At 63.4% G+C, this 17,966-nt stretch carries 15 protein-coding genes; 5 read left to right on the plus strand and 10 right to left on the minus strand.

Going from position 1 to position 17,966, the window contains the following annotated elements:
- Window positions 1-14: 14 nt before the first annotated feature.
- The 6 genes from IB279_RS14900 to IB279_RS14925 are packed head-to-tail and all read right to left on the minus strand — an operon-like array spanning window position 15 to window position 6,384.
- The gene (locus IB279_RS14900; protein ID WP_090296678.1) at window positions 15-1,022 is read right to left on the minus strand and encodes a phosphotransferase enzyme family protein; all 1,008 of its coding nucleotides are present in this window, start codon (window positions 1,020-1,022) and stop codon (window positions 15-17) included.
- A 10-nt stretch (window positions 1,023-1,032) separates the two neighbouring features.
- Window positions 1,033-2,316, minus strand: a complete 1,284-nt coding sequence (locus IB279_RS14905) for an aspartate aminotransferase family protein (RefSeq protein WP_113189122.1) — start codon at window positions 2,314-2,316, stop codon at window positions 1,033-1,035.
- A gap of 3 nt (window positions 2,317-2,319) precedes the next feature.
- A complete protein-coding gene (locus tag IB279_RS14910) occupies window positions 2,320-3,675 on the minus strand; it encodes an aspartate aminotransferase family protein (protein ID WP_113135784.1) in 1,356 nt (451 codons plus the stop codon).
- Window positions 3,676-3,677: 2 nt separating this feature from the next.
- A complete protein-coding gene (locus IB279_RS14915; RefSeq protein WP_371589957.1) occupies window positions 3,678-4,352 on the minus strand; it encodes an HAD family hydrolase in 675 nt (224 codons plus the stop codon).
- The gene (locus IB279_RS14920) at window positions 4,349-5,602 is read right to left on the minus strand and encodes a Tm-1-like ATP-binding domain-containing protein (protein ID WP_089042920.1); all 1,254 of its coding nucleotides are present in this window, start codon (window positions 5,600-5,602) and stop codon (window positions 4,349-4,351) included. The genes IB279_RS14915 and IB279_RS14920 overlap by 4 nt, the downstream gene beginning before the upstream one ends.
- Complete coding sequence (locus tag IB279_RS14925; RefSeq protein WP_089042919.1) at window positions 5,602-6,384, minus strand: IclR family transcriptional regulator; 783 nt, start codon at window positions 6,382-6,384, stop codon at window positions 5,602-5,604. Before IB279_RS14925 ends, IB279_RS14920 begins: the two co-directional genes overlap by 1 nt.
- Window positions 6,385-6,681: 297 nt before the next feature.
- Here IB279_RS14925 and IB279_RS14930 point away from each other — a divergent pair, with 297 nt between their 5' ends.
- Entirely contained in the window at window positions 6,682-8,133 is a 1,452-nt protein-coding gene (locus IB279_RS14930) for an APC family permease (RefSeq protein WP_090296560.1), read from the plus strand.
- Window positions 8,134-8,204: 71 nt separating this feature from the next.
- A complete protein-coding gene (locus IB279_RS14935; protein ID WP_113189123.1) occupies window positions 8,205-9,683 on the plus strand; it encodes an aldehyde dehydrogenase in 1,479 nt (492 codons plus the stop codon).
- 45 nt (window positions 9,684-9,728) lie between these two features.
- On the opposite strand, the gene IB279_RS14940 is transcribed toward IB279_RS14935, so the two are convergent.
- Entirely contained in the window at window positions 9,729-10,631 is a 903-nt protein-coding gene (locus IB279_RS14940) for a LysR family transcriptional regulator (protein ID WP_060582286.1), read from the minus strand.
- 176 nt (window positions 10,632-10,807) lie between these two features.
- Here IB279_RS14940 and IB279_RS37940 point away from each other — a divergent pair, with 176 nt between their 5' ends.
- Window positions 10,808-12,535, plus strand: a complete 1,728-nt coding sequence (locus IB279_RS37940; protein ID WP_210187446.1) for an amidohydrolase family protein — start codon at window positions 10,808-10,810, stop codon at window positions 12,533-12,535.
- A gap of 165 nt (window positions 12,536-12,700) precedes the next feature.
- Window positions 12,701-13,408 (plus strand): YitT family protein, encoded by a 708-nt coding sequence (locus tag IB279_RS14950; protein WP_034787819.1) that lies wholly within the window; start codon window positions 12,701-12,703, stop codon window positions 13,406-13,408.
- Between the two features lie 84 nt (window positions 13,409-13,492).
- Here IB279_RS14950 and IB279_RS14955 read toward each other — a convergent pair whose 3' ends face one another.
- From IB279_RS14955 to IB279_RS14965, 3 genes are all read right to left on the minus strand, one after another.
- Entirely contained in the window at window positions 13,493-14,746 is a 1,254-nt protein-coding gene (locus tag IB279_RS14955) for a sensor domain-containing diguanylate cyclase (protein WP_113189124.1), read from the minus strand.
- A gap of 148 nt (window positions 14,747-14,894) precedes the next feature.
- On the minus strand, window positions 14,895-15,407 hold the full coding sequence (locus tag IB279_RS14960) for a flavin reductase (RefSeq protein ID WP_034787824.1): 513 nt from the start codon (window positions 15,405-15,407) through the stop codon (window positions 14,895-14,897).
- An 8-nt stretch (window positions 15,408-15,415) separates the two neighbouring features.
- Window positions 15,416-16,978, minus strand: coding sequence for a 4-hydroxyphenylacetate 3-hydroxylase N-terminal domain-containing protein (locus IB279_RS14965; protein ID WP_192339322.1), 1,563 nt, complete (start codon window positions 16,976-16,978; stop codon window positions 15,416-15,418).
- 94 nt (window positions 16,979-17,072) lie between these two features.
- Between IB279_RS14965 and IB279_RS14970 the strand changes: the two genes are divergently transcribed.
- A complete protein-coding gene (locus tag IB279_RS14970; protein ID WP_060517825.1) occupies window positions 17,073-17,951 on the plus strand; it encodes a helix-turn-helix domain-containing protein in 879 nt (292 codons plus the stop codon).
- The last annotated feature ends 15 nt before the right edge of the window (window positions 17,952-17,966 follow it).

The raw sequence follows: 17,966 nt of genomic DNA on the forward strand, positions 1-17,966 counted from the left end.
CGACAGCGCCCCGATCATCGGAAGCCTATTTCTTCGGCAAGCGCCAGCGTCTCGTCGGCATAACGCAGGACGCGCTCGTGCGTTCCGGGCAACTCCGGCCGCGAGGCAAACCAGCCGATATAGGTGAGGCTGCGAAGCACGAGAAACAGCGGCAGGCAGGAAAGCGCTTCGTCCGGCAGGGCACGGCGGCTTCGATAGCCTGAGATCAGCGCAGCCTCGATCGTCTCATATGCCGGCTCGCGCCGGTTCTTCAGAAGTGCGGTCGCGATGTCGAACAGGCGAAAGCCGTAGCCGGCATCGTCGAAATCGATGAAGGTCACGCCTTTTGCGGTGACGAGCACGTTCTCCCGAACCAGATCCGCATGGATCAGCCCAAAATCTTGCGCCGGAGTCGGTAGCGTTGCCAGGCGCTGCCGGAGACCATGGCGCAACGCCAAAAGCGCTCTTACCTGCGCCGAAGACAAGCCGTCGCAGTCCCAGAACCGTCCCCAGAGCGGCCGCTCGCCGAGCAGTCCTTCCGCATCCCAGGCGGGGCGCCAGAATCCCTCCGGCGACGTCCAGCGGTCGGCGAGATTGTGCATCTCGGCCATGGTGGCGCCGAGTGCCGAGAAGATCGCGCCGAGCTTTTCGGGTGTGTGGGACAGCGGCTTTCCGCTTTCGCCGAGCGTCTGTCCGTCCATCCAGCCGATGATATCGGCGTGCTGCGCGGCAAACGCTTCATCTTCCGGCAGGGCAACAAGCAGGCATCCGTCCGCCGTTGCGATCGGCCGCGGCACCGCGAGACCGCCATCGCCGAGTGCTGCCATCCATTGCAGTTCCGAGCGAAGGACCGCTTCGCCGTGATAGCCGGCGCGGTGCAGCCGCAGCGCCGCCGACCGACCATCGGCGAGGCATACGCGAAACACCGCGTTTTCCCGATACTTCAACAGTTCCGGCCGTTGGTCGGCGACGCCCCAATGGGCGAGCGCCTGACGGGCGCGCGCGTCGAGCGCGGCGCGAAATTGCGGAGGCAGATCGGCCATCATCGTCGGCTCACAGACCCGAAAGCACGTCGTCGAGCATCGACAGCATGAGGTCGGCATTCTCGCGGGTAAACGGCATCGGCGGCCTGATCTTCGTCGTGCATTGGTGGATACCAAGCTTGCCCATCAGAACGCCTCGCTCTCGCATGCCGTTGATCACCTTTGTCGCGAGACCGCTCGCCGGTGTTTTCTCGCTGCGATCGGTGACGAGTTCCGCACCGAAGAACAGGCCGCTGCCCCTGATGTCGCCGATCACGTCATGTTTGTCCGCAAGCCCCGCGAGACCCGCCTTGGCGTAAGCGCCCACGGCAGCGGCGTTCTCGATGAGCTTCTCACTTTCGATCACATCGAGCACCGCCATGGCGACAGCGCAGGATACGGGGTTGCCGCCGAAGGTGTTGAAGTAGCGAAACGCCTTGCGGAAGGCGTTGAGCGTGTCGGCGCCGGCAATCACGCCGCCGATCGGATGGCCATTGCCCATCGGTTTTCCGAGCGTGACGATATCGGGCACGATGCCGGCCTTCTGGTGTCCCCACATATGGCCGCCGGTACGGCCGAAGCCCGGCTGGACCTCGTCGGCAATGACGAGGCCGCCGGCTTTTCTGACCGCGGCGACAGCCCCGTCGAGAAATTCCCATGGCAACTCCGGAAAGCCCTCATTGGCGAAGAAGGGGTCGATGATCAGCGCCGAGAAGCCGTGCGGGCTCTGCTCAAGCGAGGCGATCGCTTCTTCGACCTTGGCGGTGAAGGCCGCAGCGAATGCGTCACCCGGCTCGCCGCCGAGCGGTCGGTAGCTGTCGGGTGCTGGCACGTGGCGCACGTGGCCGCCGAAGCCGCCGACCGGCGGCATTCGGGTCGAAAGCTGCGACACGGCCGCGGTGTTGCCGTGATAGGTGTGGTCGGTGGCAATCACCCCGGTTTTGCCGGTCACGGCTTGAGCCATGCGCAGCGCCACGTCATTCGCCTCGCTGCCGGTGCAGGTGAGGATCGCCGCGTCGAGGCTCTTGTCGAAGGTCGCGGTCAGCCGCTCGACATAGTCGAGAATGCCTTCGTGCAGATAGCGGGTGTGGGTGTTGAGGGTTGAGGCCTGCCGGGCGATCGCCTCGGTCACCCGCGGATGGCAATGGCCGACATGCGGCACGTTGTTGTAGCAGTCGAGATAGCGGCGGCCATCGGCGTCGAAGAGCCAGACGCCTTCGCCGCGCACCAGATGCACCGGCTCCTCGTAGAACAGCGACATGTTGCGCCCGAGCAGCCGCTCGCGGCGCGCGATCAGATCCGCGTTGCCTGTCATGGTTTATCCCCGTGCGGCGGTGAGGCCGGCGTCCAGCGCCGTCAGAATACGGGCGACATCGCCGGCGGTGATGACGAGTGGCGGCGAGAGGATGACATTGGCGCCCGAGGTTCGCACCATGACGCCGGCGTCATAGGTCACGTCCTGGACCTTCTGCACCACATCCTTCGCCGCAGCGGTCTTCTTCGCGCGGTCCGAGACCAGTTCGAGCGCGCACATCAGACCCTTACCACGCACGTCGCCGATCAGTTCGTGCCGCTCCTTCAGCGCTTCGAGACCGGCGATGAGTTCCTCGCCGCGGGCACCCGCATTCGCCGCCACGTTCTGCTTGCGCGTCTCCTTCAGCGTTGCGAGTGCTGCCGCAGCACCGACCGGATGGCCGGAGTAGGTGTATCCATGGCCGATCGATCCGGCAGCCGTCTTGTTGCTTTCGAAAGCCTCGGCCACCTTGTCGGCGATCATCACTGCGCCGAAGGGATAGTAGCCATTGGTGATCGCCTTCGCGGTCGACATGAAGTCTGGCTTCACGCCCCAGAGACGTGAGCCGGTCCAGGCGCCGGTGCGGCCGAAGGCGGTGATCACCTCGTCGGCAATCAGCAGAATGCCGTGGCGGTCGCAGATCTCGCGCATCAGCGGCATGAAGGTCTCGTGCGGCACGATCACGCCGCCGGCGCCAAGCACCGGCTCCATGATCAGCGCCGCGATGGTGTCGGCGCCCTGAAAGGCGATCTCGTCCTCGAAGAGTCGCGCGATCGACTTGGCGATGACAGCGCCGTCGGTCGTGTCGAACGGGTTGCGATAGGTATAGGGCGCCGGCAGATGATAGACGCCGGGCAGCAGCGGCTCGTAGTTGCGACGGAAATTGGCATTGCCGTTGACCGAGGCGCCGCCGAAATGGGTACCGTGATAGCCCTTCTTCAAGGCGACGAACTTGGTGCGCTCCGGCTGGCCGTTGAGCTTGTGGTATTGGCGGGCGAGACGCAGGCAGGTCTCGACCGAATCCGAGCCCCCCGAGGTGAAGAACGAGCGCGTCAGCCCGTCCTCGCGGAACCATTCAGCGAGCTCGTAGGACAGCTCGATCAGCGGCGAATTGGTGGTGCCGCGAAAGGTCGAATAATAGGGCAGGTCGTCGAGCTGGCGGCGGATCGCCTCCTTCACCGGTTCACAGGAATAGCCGAGATTGACGTTCCAGAGACCGCCGACCGCGTCGAGCACCTTCTTGCCGTGAATGTCGACGATCTCGACGCCCTCGCCGGCATTGATGATGCGCGGCGGCGTCGCCTGCATCTCGGCCGGATGCGCCATCGGATGCCAGAGGTGGCGGGCGTTGTTCTCGATGAGGAAGTTGGTTTCGCGCATACTCATGCTCCTGTCAGTTCGAGGCCGAGCATCCGAAGCGCTCTGGCATAGCTTTCTGCGGGGCGGGTGACGTCGAAATGGACGTGAGGCAGGCCGACGGCCCGCGCACCCTCGATGTTCTTCAACTGGTCATCCACGAAGACGCAGGCTTCGCGCGGCAAACTGAGCTGGCTCAGCACCAGTTCGTAAGCGCGCGGATCGGGCTTCAGGATGTTGGTGTAGGTGGCGTCGACGATAATCTCGAAGAGCTCGATCAGCGGGAAACGCTCGCGAAACGCGACGCCGTAGAAGAGGTCGAGTTCGTTGGAGAGGATGGCGAGCCGGACACCGGCCCTGTGAGCGGCAAGGATCGCGTCGCGTGCCTCGGGCCTGAGCACCAGCTCCGGTTCGGCCCCGCGCGCCCGCTGCACGAAGGTCTTCATGTCGCTCCAGTCTTCGTCGAGCAACTGTCCGACCTCGCGCGTGCGTGTCGTCCAGTAGTCCCGTTCGGTGATCTCGCGCCGCTGCATGGCGGCCCAGAGCGGGTCGGTCGCCGGATCGAAGGGGCCGCGCCACGTGAGCGTGCCCGGCGCAAGGCCAAGTGCGCGCTCGGTGACATCGTGGGTCTCGAATAGCGTTCGGGTGACGACGCCGCCGAAGTCGAGGATCAATGCCTTGTCGGTCATGTTCTTCGTCATGGCCGACCCCCGGGCACGATGCCGCGCGACACCCAGTCGTCGAAGATCGCAAGTGCTGCTTTCGAGAATTCCGGGGCGTTGATGTGGCTGTCGACCTCATGCAGCGCGACGCCTGAAGGGATCGACCGGCGCATCTCGTCGATGAAGGCGTCGAGGGCTTCCGGCTCATGCAGCGGCTCCTCCGGTTGGTCCCATTCCTGGATGCCCCGAAGCGGCAGGATGAAGGCGACTTCGGCGCCGGTGCCGGCCAGTTTGCCGCCGATGACGCGAGCGATCTCGCGCCGCCCATGGGCTGACGTGGTGACCGAGCCGAGCAGCCGGTTGTGGGCGTGATAGGGGCGGTCGGCGAAGGCTTGCGGAACAGGCTGCCAAGCCGGCAGGTCGACCATGTCGACGGCGCCGGGCGCGACGATCTGGGGGATGCCGGCTCGCCCGGCATTTTCAAGCCGGTCCGGCCCTGAGGTGACGACCGTTCCGTGATGGTGGTTGCTGACCTCCTGGATGCAGAAGTCGAAGACGGCCGTGAAACCCTTCTCGGCCGCGATCGCCTCGAAAGCGCGCCCGCCCATGCCGGTCGAATGGAAGACGGCGACGTCGTAGCCGCGGCGCTCGAGTTCGGGTTTCAGGCATTTCATGTATTTGAGGCAGCTCGATCCCAGCGAGGTCATGCCGATCAGCGGCCGCGATCCATCCGGCTTTGTACCGAACCGCGCAGCACCGACGACCGCGCCGCAGGCCTGGGAGAGCACCGAGCGGCAGATGCCGTTGAGACCATAGAGCCCGCCAGCCCAGAGGATCATCATCAGATCAGGCGCGATGCGCTCGGGCGGCAAGAGGTGCGAATAGGCAATCGTCGAGACGATGAATTTCGGCACGCCGAGTGGTAGCGCCGCGGTGACGTCGAGCGCCAGATCGGTGCCCATGGAGCCGCCGAGAATGATGACGCCATCGGCCTGGCCGGCCTCGTAGAGCGAACGGGTAAGGGCGGCGGCACCTGTTGCCATCAGCGCCATGGCGCTGTGTTCGTCGCCGCTGGATGCGATGGCCGCGATCGAGGCGCCGGCTGCTTCGGCAATGTCGTGGCGCGAGTATTCAGGCTGATAGGGCGGGTCGCCGAGAATGCTGACATCCATCATCACAGGCAGTCCGCCGGCTTCGCGGATGACGGACGCCATGAACTGGAGTTCGTCGCATTTGGTGTCTCCCGTACCCACGACCAGGATATTGGGGAGACGGTTCATTGCATTCATCAGCCGGCCCTCCTTGCCAGCGGATCGGCAGCAACCTGCTCCAACCCGAAAAGTCTTTCGGAAATGCGTCTTGCCGCAGCCATAGCGGCGCGCCCCATCTGTTCCACCGTCTCCTTGTCGGCACGCGTTGCAGGTGCGGCGATGGCAATGGTGCCGACCGGCGTTGTGCCGGGCGCACGGATCGGGGCGGCGACGCTGACGACGCCGGTCTCAAGCCCGTGATGGCAGATCGAGTAGCCGCGCCGGAGCGTCTCGCCGAGCGTCTGGCGGAGTGCGGCCGGATCCGTCAGAGTGTGGTCGGTGAAGGCCTGGAGCGGTGCCGACAGGGCCGCGTCGATCTCCTTCTGCGGGCAGAAGGCGAGAAAGCCGAGGCCGGATGCGGTCGCGTGGAAGGGCAGGATGCTGCCGACGTCGACGATGACACGATGCGCCCGTTGCGAGTCCTCCACATGAATGGTCGAGAGGCGGCCGGCGGCGTATTCGGAGAGGTGGACGGTCTCGCCCGCAAGGCCTGCGAGTTCCCGCGCAAAAGGGGTCGCCACGCTCAGATAGGGAAAGCGCGCCTCGCGGATACGGGCGAGCCGCACCGGTGCACCGCCAAGGCGATAACGGCGCGTTTCCACGTCCTGCTCGACGAAACCGTGTTTTTCCAGTTCGACGAGGAAGCGTCTGGCCGTCGCCTTGTCGAGCCCGCAGTGGCGGGCGATGTCGCTCAACCCCGCCTCTTTCTCAAGGCGCGAGATCGCGTCGAGCAAAGTCAGGGCCTTACCGATGGTGCTCATCCATTCCTCCGTTGTCGAGCGCCCCGTCAGTCCTCTCGCCTGTTCCCTCCTAAGGAGCGGTAGACCCGCTCTCCCGGTCGTTCTGGGTCGAGATACTTAACATGCGAAATAACTTGACAGGGCCAGATGCAATTTGCAAGTCTATATTTGAAGCTAAGGTTCAAATAATGAACCGAAAGACTTGCGCGGCAAAGACAAAAAGCAAGCCCCGCGCCTCAAGTCCGCTTCGGGGAGCCGCCGACGGAGAGAAGGACCGGAGGCGAAAAGGCGTTCGCGCCAGCAAGGGGAGCCAAGACCATGACCAATTCGCCTGCGCCCGTGACCGGGGCGAACCAATTGCGCAAGAACGCCCTCGGCGTCGGCGCCGTCACCTTTCTCGTCGTTTCCGCCGCTGCACCGCTAACCGCGGTTGCCGGCGGCGTTCCATTGTCGATGATGCTCGGAAACGGTGCGGGCATTCCCGGCACCTTCCTGATCGTCACCGCGATCCTGCTTCTGTTCTCGGTCGGCTATGTCGCCATGGCGAGGCATATCCGCAATGCCGGCGCCTTCTATGCCTATACGGCACAGGGCCTCGGCGGGCTGATGGGCGGTGCCGCAGCGATGATCGCGATCCTTGCCTATAACGCGATGCAGATCGGCGTCTTCGGCCTCTTCGGCGCGGCAACGGCGGGGCTTTTCGCCGGCTTGGGGATCGATCTGCCCTGGTGGGTCTGGACCTTTATCGGCATCGCTGCGGTCGGCATTCTCGGTTATCGCCGCGTCGATCTCTCCGCCAAGGTGCTGACTGTCCTCGTCATCCTTGAATATCTGGTCGTGCTCGTCATCGACGTCGCGATCCTCGCCAAGGGCGGCGACGGCGGATTGACGACGGTTTCGTTCACGCCCTCGGCGATCCTCTCCGGTTCGCCGTCGATCGGCATTCTCTTCTGCTTCGCCGCCTTCATCGGTTTCGAAGCGACGACGATCTACAGCGAGGAAGCCCGCGATCCGGAGAAGACCGTGCCGCTTGCGACCTATATCTCGGTGCTGATCATCGGCATCTTCTACATGTTCACCTCGTGGCTGATGGTGAACGCCGCCGGCGCGGACAAGCTGGTGCCCGAACTGCAGGGCCTTGCCGATCCGACCACTTTTCTCTTCGGCCTCGCCGAACGCTATGCCGGCGGCTGGCTGCCGCCGTTGATGAACGTGCTCTTCGTCACGAGCCTCTTTGCCGGCGTGCTGGCGTTCCACAACGGTGTCGCCCGCTATCTCTACGTCGCCGGCCGCGAGCGCCTGCTGCCCTCCTCGATCGGCGTCACACATCCTGTCTACCACAGCCCGCATGTCGGCTCGCTGATCCAGACGGTTATTGCCGTGCTAATCGTCGCGCTCTTTGCGGCAACGGGTCAGGACCCGGTGCTGGCGCTGTTCTCCTGGCTGACCAACGTCGGCACGCTTGCGGTCATGACGCTGATGGCCTTTACCGCCTTTGCGATCGTCGCCTTCTTCAACCGCAATCCTGGGCTTGAAACGAACCCGCTGGTCACCAAGGTCATTCCCGTCGTCACCGGTCTGATCCTCGTTGCCGTCATCATCGCGATCGCGGCCAATTTCGGCGATCTCGCCGGCGCTACCGGCATGCTCGCGGTGTTCTTGCCGGGGCTCGTCGTGATCTTTGGGGTCATCGGGCTGTTCCTGGCGGCCTCGCTGAAATCGGGCAATCCGATTGAGTTCGCCCGCCTGGGTGCCGGCCAGGAGATCTGATCTCTCGGGAATATCGCTTTTGGGGATGGCGGCCCGCCGCCATCCCTGCAAACCAAACGGGACAGGACACGATGCAGGACAAGATCGATCAATTGCGCAACCTGCCCGTTGCGGCCCAAAAATTGTTCATCGGGGGGCGTTGGCAGGAGAGCCTCTCCGGTCAAAGCCTCGATGTCGCCTCGCCGATCGACGGCAGGCACCTGACGACGATCGCCGACGCGGCAGCCGGTGATGTCGACGCCGCGGTCCGGGCCGCCCGCGCCGCTTTCGAGAAGGGAAGCTGGTCGAGGGTTGCCCCGGCCCAGCGCAAAAAGGTTCTCACGCGCATTGCCGAGATCATCGAGGCGCAGGCACTCGAGCTGGCCGTTCTCGGCGTACGCGACAATGGCACGGAAATCTCTATGGCGCTGAAGGCCGAGCCCGGCAGCGCCGCCGGCACCTTCCGCTACTATGCCGAGGCGCTCGACAAGGTCTATGGCGAGATCGCTCCGTCGGCCGACAATATTCTCGGTCTCGTGCATCGCGAACCGATTGGCGTGGTCGCCGCGATCGTGCCCTGGAATTTCCCGCTGATGATCGGCGCCTGGAAGATCGCGCCGGCGCTTGCCGCCGGCAATTCCGTGGTGCTGAAACCGGCCGAGGGCGCCTCGCTCAGCCTGCTCAGGCTCGCTGAGATCTGCGCCGAGGCCGGTCTGCCAGAGGGTGTCTTGAATGTCGTCACTGGTCGCGGCGCGACCACGGGCGAGGCGATCGGCCTTCATGGCGATATCGATGTTCTCGCCTTTACCGGATCCGGCGGCGTCGGTCGTCGGCTGCTCGAATATTCCGCGCTCTCGAACCTGAAGCGCGTCTATCTCGAACTCGGCGGCAAGTCGCCGAACGTCGTCTTTGCCGACGCACCCGACCTCGACCAGGCCGCGCGCATTTCCGCCTATGGCATCTTCCGCAACTCCGGCCAGGTCTGCGTTGCCGGTTCGCGGCTGCTTGTCGAGCGCTCCATTCACGAAGCCTTCGCCGAGAAGGTGGCAGCGATCGCAGGATCCGTGAAGGTCGGCGACCCGCTGCGTCTTGCGACCGAGGCCGGTGCGATTTCGAGCGAGGTTCAACTCAAGAAGAACCTCGATTTCGTCAGAGAGGCCGAGGCTGAAGGTGCAAGGCTGCGCTCCGGCGGCAAGCGCATCCTCGAAGAAACCGGTGGCTCCTACATGCAGCCGACTGTCTTCGACGTTCAGCCGGATATGAAGCTGGCGAAGGAGGAGGTCTTCGGCCCCGTGCTTGCGGTCATACCGTTTGATGACGAGGTCGACGCACTCCGGATCGCCAACGCGACCGACTACGGTCTGGCGTCGGCCGTCTGGACTGCGAACCTGTCGCGCGCGCACCGCATGGTGCGCGGCATCCGCGCCGGCGTGGTGCATGTCAATACCTATGGCGGCGCCGACAACACAGTGCCGCTCGGTGGCGTCAGGCAGTCCGGCAATGGTCACGACAAGTCGCTGCACGCGCTCGACAAATACATCGATCTGAAGACCGCCTGGATTCAGCTCTGACCCCCGGGACGACAAACCGTATCGGCGTTGGGCCGGGTAAGCCGGCTATTCCATCGTCGCCCGCAAGGCCCGGATGATCTCTTCGGCAAACATGGCGGCGGCCAGGCCGTGGCCGCGTCTTTCCCGCTGCACCAGCGAAAGCACGTTCTTTGCAAAAGTCCGGTCACGGATCTGCAGGTATGTCAGGACGCCGTTTCGCTGTTCCTCGGTAATGTCGAACTTGCTGAGGAAAGCGATGCCGTCGCCGGCCGCGGCCAGGAACTTCATCGCCTCGATGGAATTGGTGAGATAGCTCGGCTCGACTGTCAGCCCGGCCTCAGCGAAGGCGTCGGCGACGATGCCATGGATCTGCATCGACTTGTCGGCAAAGATCAGCGGGTAGGGCTGGCAATAGGCCAGCGGCAATGATTCCATGCCGGCGAGCGGGTGTTCAGGAGCAACGACCGCGCCGAGGCGGGTGTCCATCTTCCAGAGTGTCTCGATCTGCGGCGTCGGCGGGAGACTGAAGGCAAAGCCGAGGTCGGCCTCGCCACCGGCCACCGCCTGAACGATCTCGCGGGCGAACATTACCCGGATCGTGATCTTGAGGCGTGGATGGCGTGCGCCGAAGATCGCAGCCACCTTCGGCACGATGCCGCCGGCAAGGCCGTTCATTGTGGCGATGATCACCTCGCCGCTCTGCAGCGCCTTGATATCGCGAATTTCGGCTTCGACCTGGCTGTATTCCTTCATGGTCCGGCGCACATGCGCGACGAGGATTTCGCCGGCCGGCGTCAGCCTGAGGCCGCGCGGCAGCCGCTCGAACAGCGGCTCGCCGATATCCTCCTCAAGCTGCAACACATGCTTGTTGATGGCCGAGGCAGCGACGTTCAGCCGTTCGCTCGCCCCGCGGATCGAGCCTGAGCGCGCCACCTCGTCGATATAGCGCAGCACGCGCGAATGCAGCATGGTCTTCCCCATTTAATCGTTCTCGAAAAGCGAACGGTACGAGCATAAAATACTGCTTTTCGGAAGCGGTGCAATGACTTCTTATGGTTGGCGAGGGGCGCGCTGCCGGCACTGCACCCGCTGAATATGGCGGGTTATGGGCAGGCGCCGACGACTCTGAAAGTGGAGGACTATTCGTGAACCAGACTGAAGCCGCGCATTACGAAAAGGTGCGCGCCATCTTCGATATCCTGAACGGCGAGCGGGAGGCGGATCTTCTTTTGAAGAACCTGAACATCCTCGATGTTCACGGAGAGACCGTCTACCAGGGGTCCATTCTCGTCTACGACAAGCGCATCGTTGCGCTCAACCCCGACGAGACGGTCTTGAAGGTCAAGCAAGTCTTCGACGGCAAGGGCCTCTATGCGATCCCCGGCCTGATCGACGCGCATATCCATTTCGAATCCCAGCTCGCGCACCCGACGGCGCTCGCCGAGGCGATGGTTCCCTGCGGCACGACGACGATCTATGCCGAGTGCCTGGATCTGCTCAGCGCCGCGGGCAAGGAAGGCATCGAAGCGGCCGAGAGCCTTTTCCGGGATTACGAGCAGCTGCCCTACCGGCTCTATGCCTTCGCACCGGGCAAGAAGACGGCGGCATCGGTGACGGAAGCCGTGCTCAAGATGGAACCGGTGATCGGCCTCGGGGAGTTCGAGCACTTCACCTACAGTTCCGGCAACGACGACGATTTCCGCAAGGCGGCCTGGGTCCGCGCCAAGGGCGGCTTTATGAACGGCCACTGGGGCGTCACCGCGCTCTCCGACATGATCCTCAACTACCTGCCGGCGATCGGCGTCTCCAACAATCACGACGTCTGGAACGAGAAGGATATCGAGAAGAGCATTCGCTACGGCTTCCCGACGCACATCAAGTTCGGGGTCGGCAGCAGCGAGGTGATCAAGGTGCTGTTGCGCGCGATCGTCGACCGCAAATGGCCGACCGACAATTTCATGCTCTGCACCGACAACATCTCGATCGAGCGACTGCTCACCATGGGCCACATGGACTGGATCATTTCGCTCTCAGCCGAAATGGGCATCAACCCGATCCACGCGATCAAGATGGCGACCTACAACACCGCGCGTTCTTTCCACATGGAAGACAAGATCGGTTCGCTGACGCCCGGCCGGTTCGCCGATATCGTCTTGACCGACAGCCTGTCGAAGATCAATCCGCTCTACGTGTTCAAGGATGGCGAACTGGTCGCGCGAGACCGTAAGCTGCTGAAGAATGCCGACATCGACTATTCCGGCATGTGCAAGGACGGCGTTTCCGGCCTCGCCGATCTCTCGCCGGAGCAACTGGACATCGTGCCCCTGGAAGTGTCGGAAGACGGCACGCAGGCCAAGGTCTATTTGTTCGATGTCTACGGCCGCGGCCACGCCAAATTCTACCAGGAAATCTGGGTTCCGCTGAAGGATGGCAAGGTCGTTGTCGAGCATGAGGGCAAGAAGATGAGCCGGCTGTCGGTCGTCCAGCGCTATGCCGACGGCAAACGCCATGTGGTGAACGGGCTTTTCAAGGGCGTTCATGTCGATCGTGGCGCAGTGGCGACCTTTTGGCCGGCGCCGAAGCCCTATTTCGTCGTCGTCGGTCAGGACAGCGCCGAGATGTGCCATTGCCTCAAGCGGGTCGATACCCATGCCGGCGCCTGCATCGTCACCGACGACAGGGTGGAAAAGGCCGTCATGCCGCTGGAGATCTACGGGGTCATGGCGAACATGAGCGTCGAGCAACTGACGGCCAGTGCCGCTGCGATCGATGCGGCGCTCGAAGCTCTTGGCAACCGCAACGAAGGCGAACCGGTGGTCAACAAGCTGCTCAGCCTGTTCATCTCGTTGCACCGGTTCCGCTTCATGGCCTAGAGCCATTCAGAAAAAGGAGACGGGCGTTTCGGCGTCCGTCTGCCTGGAAAGTGGCGTGCTTCCGCGACAATGGGCGGGACATGCCGAAAGATATAAAAGCGCATCGCTGAGGGGGCGATGGGCCGGCGGGGTAAGGAGCTCCGCATCGTTTCGAGGGAGGAAACAATGGCACACAATGCGGCGGAAGCCGAAATCGTCGATACCGGCAGCCTGACGCGACGCTGGATCATGTATGTCGTCGGCATCTATGTGCTGACCTTCGGTGTCAGCCTGGCGATCCGGGCCGGCATCGGCATTTCACCCCAGAGCAGCCTGACGCGGACCATGACGCTGGTCTATCCGCCCTTCAGCCAGGGCACCTACAACTTCATGCTCGAACTGATCATGCTGTTCCTGACCTATCTGGTCCTGCCCAAGGACTTCAAGCTCAAGAACTTCGCCTCGCTGATCCCGGCTTTCGTGCTGGCGGTTTTCCTGGACTTCAACCTGGGGATCACCGAGTTCATCAAGCTCGAGGCCTATCCGCTACGGGTGGCGCTGCTGGTCTTTGCCGATGCGGCGCTCGCCTTCGGCCTGTTCCTGATGATCCGCGCCAATCTGGTGCTGATGCCGATCGACATGTTCGTCAACACCATCTTCAAGCGCACCGGCTGGAAGTGGGGCAACATCAAGACCGGCTTCGACTGCACGCTGCTGGTTCTGTCGGCCTGTATCGGTCTGCTCTTCCTCGCAGAGGTCAAGTTCATCCGCGAAGGCACGATCCTGAACGCCATTCTCGTCGGGCAGTACATCAAGCTCTACTTCTTCCTGTTCAGGAAGTTCCAGGGCAAGGCGACACCTTCGCCGAAGGGCCTGGAAGCGGCCGCGGAATAGCATCCCGCGCAAAGATGCGAGAAGGGGCGCCCAACCGGCGCCCCTTCATCATGTGTCGTGATCTCTGCTTACGGGCGAACAGGCTTATCCGAAAGCGAGTTCGAGGTTCTGCCGGTCCCGTGCCACCACCTGGCACTTGGTTTCGAAACCGTCGCCGGCGACCACCAGAACGAGTTCCGGTGGTATGCCGGCGGAATTCGAAACCGTAACCGCCGCGCCATCGGCGCCCAGCGACCGGATCGTGCAGTCGATCCGTGAATGCCTGTCGTCGAAGAGAATGGTTCCGGCCTTCAGCACGCGCTGGCGCGGACCGAGCGGATAGCCGGCTTCGAGACTGCTCCATTCGACGCAGCGGTTTCGTCCGCCGGCCTTGGCGAGATACATCGCCGCATCCGCCTGGGCGAGCAAGGTGGCGTTATCCCTGCTATTGGCCGAAAGGGCGGCGGTGCCGAAGCTCGCAGTCACCGCGAGCTGGCCGAATTCACCGTGGATCGTCTGAGCGGCGATCGCTGCCCGCAGTTTTTCCGCCGCCGTCAGCGCGCCTGTCGCGTCGACATGCGGCAGCATGACGGCAAATTCCTCGCCGCCGAGCCGCCCAAAGAGGTCGCTTGCTCGCAGATTGGACTGGCAGATGGAGGCAACGGCCTTCAAGACCTCGTCTCCTGCCGCATGCCCGTGTGTGTCGTTGACCCGCTTGAAATGGTCCACATCGAGGACGATGCAAGACAGGTCATGCTGGTGCCGCACCGCGAGCGAGATCAGCTTGTCCGCTTCGTCGCGGAAGGCGCGCCGCGTCAGCGTCCCGGTCAGTCCATCCGTCGCGGCCGAGCGGAGCAGATCGATCCGGTCCATCGCCACGCCAGCCAACTCCATCAGGATCGCAAGATCCGTCTCAGTGAACTGTCGTGGCGCGCGATCGATCGCGCACACGGTCCCAACTGTATGCCCGTCCCGCGTCTTCAGCGGGACGCCTGCGTAGAACCGAACATGTTCGGGACCGGCCACGGCCGGGTGCTGCGAAAAGCGTGCATCCTTCGTGGCGTCGTGGACGACGAGAGGCTCCTCGGCGACGACGACATATCGGCAGAAGGTCTCTTTGCGCGGGACCTCGTCGGCCGAAAGGCCGGAGCAGGCCTTGTACCATTGGCGATGTGCATCGACCAAGGAGACGATGCCGATCTCTATGGAGAAGACCTGTTTGATCAGCCGTACGACCCGTTCAAGGCCTTCATCCCTTGGCGTGTCGAGGATATCGAGATGTCCAAGGGCGGCCAAGCGATCGAATTCCCTGCCTTTCGCGTCCGTCGTCGGACGTCCGGCTGGCTCAGCAACCACCATTCCGTTTTCCTTTCTCATTCCACGCCCGGCAATAGACGCGTTTTAGGGAAAAAACAAAAGGCGCTGAACAGCAACTGGATGTGGATTGCGCCGGCTCTGTGGCGAAAGATGCCGTGTTTGCACCGAACCAGCGACGCTGCGTCCGTGCTTACCCGCCGAAACTTCCGAGCTGCGTCGGCACGTGTACATAGTTGCGGTCGAAGTAGAGCAGCGCATTACCATCGCTGCGCGAGCGGATGCCGACGACCCGGCCGATGAGGATATGGTGCGTTCCCAAGAGCCGCGCCTCGGCCAGTTCGCAGTCGAGCGAAACGATCGCATCCTTGACGGCGAAGCTGCCCGATTGCATCTCGACCCAGTCGGTGGCGGCATAGCGCGCGGCCATGTCCTGCGTCGCGCCGGCGAAATGGCCGGCGAGATCCCGATGGTCGTGGCTGAGCACGTTGACGCAAAAGCGCCTGTTGTCGATGAACAGCCCGCATTGGGTGGAGTTCCGGTTCATGCAGACAAGCAGCGTCGGCGGCTCGTCGGTTACCGAGCACATGGCGGTGGCCGTGAACCCGCCGCGTCCGGCGGGTCCGTTGGTGGTGATGACGTTGACCGGCGCGCAGACCCGCGCCATCGCATTGCGAAACTCGGTCTTTGAAACGAGCGGTTCCATGGCAGGCCTCACTCGGCTGCGCTGCGAAGGGTGGCGTTGTCGTCGAGCGGCGGCAGCCAGGTATTGCCGGTCCAGCCGTTCTCGTCGTAGTCGGCCATGCACTGATCGACGAGCGCCTCCATCTCCTTCAGGCGCCCACCGCGCTCGGCGCCCTTCAACACCTGCAGCTGCACCTCTTCGGGTGCACCGGCATAGTTGAGTTCGTAAAGCGCGTGCCGCCCGCCAAACTCGGTGCCGGTCGCGTCCCAGAGCAGCTTCATGATCTTGATGCGCTCGATATGGCCCATGTCGTTGGAGCCGCGCACATATTGCGCCAGGTAACGATCGATCTCGGGATTGCCGAAATCGCGCGCCGAGGAGGGCAGGTAGATCAGGCCGGAGGCGACGACCCTGCGGATCGTCTCGACGACGCGCGGATAGGCCTCCGACATGAAGGTGCGGTAGGAAAGCGCAGCTTCGAGATTGGGCAGCACCGCGCCGTCGGCCCAGGGAATGGGGTTATGCGCCATGGCGTTGGAGAAGCTCCAGAACATGTGTCGAAGGGCAATGACCTCGCCGAGCGCCGCCTGGTTGCCGCGGAAGGCGTCGCCGCCGGTCGCCCTCAAAGCCTTGGCAAGCAGGCCGGCGAGGAAGTCGAGTTTCACCGCGAAGCGGGTGCAGCCCTGGAAGCAGTAGCCGTGCATGAAGCCGGAGGCCGGGTGGAAGGAGAGGATCTTGGCGGCGTCGCGCAGCACCAGAACATCCTCCCAGGGCACGAAGACATTGTCGAGCACCAGGATCGCGTCATTCTCGTCGAAGCGCGACGACAGCGGATAGTCGAAGGGATGGCCGACCGTGTTGGCCGTCTGCTCGTAGGAGACCCGGCAGAACATCTTGATGCCCGGCGCGTTCATCGGAACGATGAACATGACGGAGAGCGAGGGATCCTCGGTCACCGTCGCCGAGCTCTGTGCGAGGAAATTGTAGTGCGTCAGCGCAGAGGAGGTTGCGACCACCTTGGCGCCGGAGACGTAGATGCCGGCATCCGTTTCCTTGGTGATGTGGACGAACACGTCCTTCACCGCATCCGCCGGCTTGTGGCGATCGATCGGCGGATTGACGATCGCATGGTTCATGAAGAGGGCGGCTTCCTGGGCGCGTCTGTGCCACGCGAGCGCATTGTCCTTGAACGGCCCGTACCAGTTGGCATTGGCGCCCAGCGTGTTCATCAGCGCCGCCTTGTAGTCGGCGGTGCGGCCCATCCAGCCATAGGACATGCGTGCCCACTCGGCGATCGCGCCTTGCTGTGCCGCAAGATCGGAGGAGGAGCGGGCGACGCGGAAGTATTTGTGGGTGTAGCCGCCCGAGCCCGTGTCGGTCGGTGACGTCAGGATATCCTTCTTCGCCGGGTCGTGCAGCGCGTCATAGAGCCTTGCGAGCGACCGGGCGGAATTGCGCATGGCCGGATGGCTGGTGACATCGTGGACGCGCTCGCCATTGATATAGACTTCGCGGCCGTCGCGCAGGCTTTCCAGATATTCGGCGCCGGTGAAGGGCCGCGCCCTGTCGGCGCGGAAATCCTCTGCTCTCATTTTCTCCTCCTTGAGTTTCGTCAAGGCTAGGCGTTGAAATCGGCAGCGGCCATGGACAGAATGGCAAAATGACTTGAACTTTTTCGGGTGGAACATGAGCAGCAGCATTCCAAGTTTCTTCGTCTATGGCGAACCGGAGCAGAAGGTCGAGCCCGGGTTCTTCCATGTCGAGACGGTGATGGCGCGGCGGAACCTGCATCAGGGCCAGGTCAAGGCGCACAAGCACGACCAGATGGGACAGATCACCTACTGGCTGAGCGGCGGGGGAACTTACTTCATCGACGACAAGCCTTTGGACTTTTCCGCACCCGCCATCAGCTTCGTGCCGAGCGGCATCGTGCACGGGTTTTCAGTCGATCCAGAGACGAGCGACGCGATTGTCGTTTCGATTGCCGATGGTGCGCTGCTCTCTATCCGCGAGCAAACGACGCTGGCGCTCGATACGCCCATGATGATCCGTGGCGACGGTGAAGACCGGCATTGGCGCCGTCTTGCGGAACTGCTCGATATCGTCGCTGATGAGTACGCCGGCGGTGCCACGGGCACGCAGCGGATGCTGGCATCTCTGGTCGCCGCCGTGCTGACCCAGATCGCTCGCCTGGCAGCCGCAGCACCGCCCACCGCCCAGCCGACACAGGCGATGCTGGCCACGGAACTGCGCCGGCTCATCGATCTGCGTTTCCGCGAGAACTGGAGCGTCGGGCACTACACCGATGCGCTCGCCACGACGCCGCACCTGCTTGCCAAGGCGAGCAGGGATGCCTTCGGCATGCAGGTGAAGGAACTGATCAACGAGCGGCGATTGCTCGAGGCCAAGCGCCTACTGCTCTTTACGGTCCGGCCACTCGAAGACATTGCCTATGAGATCGGCTTTGCCGACGCCGCCTATTTCTCGCGCTTCTTCCGCCTGAGGGTCGGCGAAGCCCCGAGCGACTGGCGCCGTGCGCGGTTGAACTCGCCTGGAGCCGGCTAAGTCACCGGCTCCGAG

This window comes from Ensifer sp. ENS06, from assembly GCF_014852205.1.
Taxonomy (GTDB): Bacteria; Pseudomonadota; Alphaproteobacteria; order Rhizobiales; family Rhizobiaceae; genus Ensifer; species Ensifer adhaerens.

Bases quoted from the DNA above. Each gene is read 5' to 3' on its own strand.
- IB279_RS14900 (WP_090296678.1), bottom strand. From the start codon at position 1,022: ATGGCCGATCTGCCTCCGCAATTTCGCGCCGCGCTCGACGCGCGCGCC.
- IB279_RS14905 (WP_113189122.1), bottom strand. From the start codon at position 2,316: ATGACAGGCAACGCGGATCTGATCGCGCGCCGCGAGCGGCTGCTCGGG.
- IB279_RS14910 (WP_113135784.1), bottom strand. From the start codon at position 3,675: ATGCGCGAAACCAACTTCCTCATCGAGAACAACGCCCGCCACCTCTGG.
- IB279_RS14915 (WP_371589957.1), bottom strand. From the start codon at position 4,352: ATGACGAAGAACATGACCGACAAGGCATTGATCCTCGACTTCGGCGGC.
- IB279_RS14920 (WP_089042920.1), bottom strand. From the start codon at position 5,602: ATGAATGCAATGAACCGTCTCCCCAATATCCTGGTCGTGGGTACGGGA.
- IB279_RS14925 (WP_089042919.1), bottom strand. From the start codon at position 6,384: ATGAGCACCATCGGTAAGGCCCTGACTTTGCTCGACGCGATCTCGCGC.
- IB279_RS14930 (WP_090296560.1), top strand. From the start codon at position 6,682: ATGACCAATTCGCCTGCGCCCGTGACCGGGGCGAACCAATTGCGCAAG.
- IB279_RS14935 (WP_113189123.1), top strand. From the start codon at position 8,205: ATGCAGGACAAGATCGATCAATTGCGCAACCTGCCCGTTGCGGCCCAA.
- IB279_RS14940 (WP_060582286.1), bottom strand. From the start codon at position 10,631: ATGCTGCATTCGCGCGTGCTGCGCTATATCGACGAGGTGGCGCGCTCA.
- IB279_RS14950 (WP_034787819.1), top strand. From the start codon at position 12,701: ATGGCACACAATGCGGCGGAAGCCGAAATCGTCGATACCGGCAGCCTG.
- IB279_RS14955 (WP_113189124.1), bottom strand. From the start codon at position 14,746: ATGGTGGTTGCTGAGCCAGCCGGACGTCCGACGACGGACGCGAAAGGC.
- IB279_RS14960 (WP_034787824.1), bottom strand. From the start codon at position 15,407: ATGGAACCGCTCGTTTCAAAGACCGAGTTTCGCAATGCGATGGCGCGG.
- IB279_RS14965 (WP_192339322.1), bottom strand. From the start codon at position 16,978: ATGAGAGCAGAGGATTTCCGCGCCGACAGGGCGCGGCCCTTCACCGGC.
- IB279_RS14970 (WP_060517825.1), top strand. From the start codon at position 17,073: ATGAGCAGCAGCATTCCAAGTTTCTTCGTCTATGGCGAACCGGAGCAG.